At 66.1% G+C, this 765-nt stretch carries 2 protein-coding genes; both read left to right on the plus strand.

The genetic code is table 11. The features are described from left to right. Positions 1–474: LLM class flavin-dependent oxidoreductase (locus HX786_RS31505; protein ID WP_178913086.1), on the plus strand; the 474-nt coding region annotated here is incomplete at its 5' end. Positions 475–521: 47 nt separating this feature from the next. Then, on the plus strand, positions 522–765 hold a 244-nt coding region (locus HX786_RS31510), incomplete at its 3' end, for an acyl-CoA dehydrogenase family protein (RefSeq protein WP_178913087.1).

Raw genomic sequence — 765 nt, forward strand, 5'->3', positions numbered from 1 at the left:
CGCCTGCATGTGATCGTGCGCGAAACCGAAGAAGACGCCTGGAAAGCCGCGGCCAAACTGATCGAGCACATCAGCGACGAGACCATCGCCGCCGCGCAAAAATCCTTCTCGCGCTTTGACTCCGAAGGCCAGCGGCGCATGGCCGCCCTGCACGACGGGCGCCGCGACAACCTTGAGATCGCCCCCAACCTGTGGGCCGGCGTCGGCCTGGTACGTGGCGGCGCGGGCACGGCCCTGGTGGGCAACCCTCAGCAAGTCGCCGAGCGCATCAAGGAATACGCAGACCTGGGCATCGAAAGCTTCATCTTCTCCGGCTACCCGCACCTGGAAGAGGCGTATCGCTTTGCCGAACTGGTGTTCCCGCTGCTGCCGGAACCCTACGCCAGCCTGGCCGGGCGCGGCGTCACCAACCTCACCGGACCGTTCGGCGAAATGATTGCCAACGACGTCCTGCCGGCAAAAGCCAAGGCCTGACCTGCCGTCTGCCGGGGCACGCCCCGGCACACCATGAGGAATACCGCGTGACAGCCAAACCCAACAGCGTCCTGCCCTCACCCTTGCAGACCGCCAAACTGCTGGCCGCCGAATTTGCCCTCACTGCCGTCGAACGCGACGAGCGCGGCGGCACACCGAAGACCGAACGTGACGCCCTGCGCCAAAGCGGCTTGCTGGCCCTGAGCATTCCCACCCAGTACGGCGGCCTCGGCGCCCGCTGGAGCGAAACCCTGGAGATCGTGCGCGAATTCGCCAAGGTCGACAGCTCCA

Origin of the sequence: Pseudomonas sp. 21615526, from assembly GCF_013386245.1 — a bacterium.
GTDB lineage: Bacteria > Pseudomonadota > Gammaproteobacteria > Pseudomonadales > Pseudomonadaceae > Aquipseudomonas.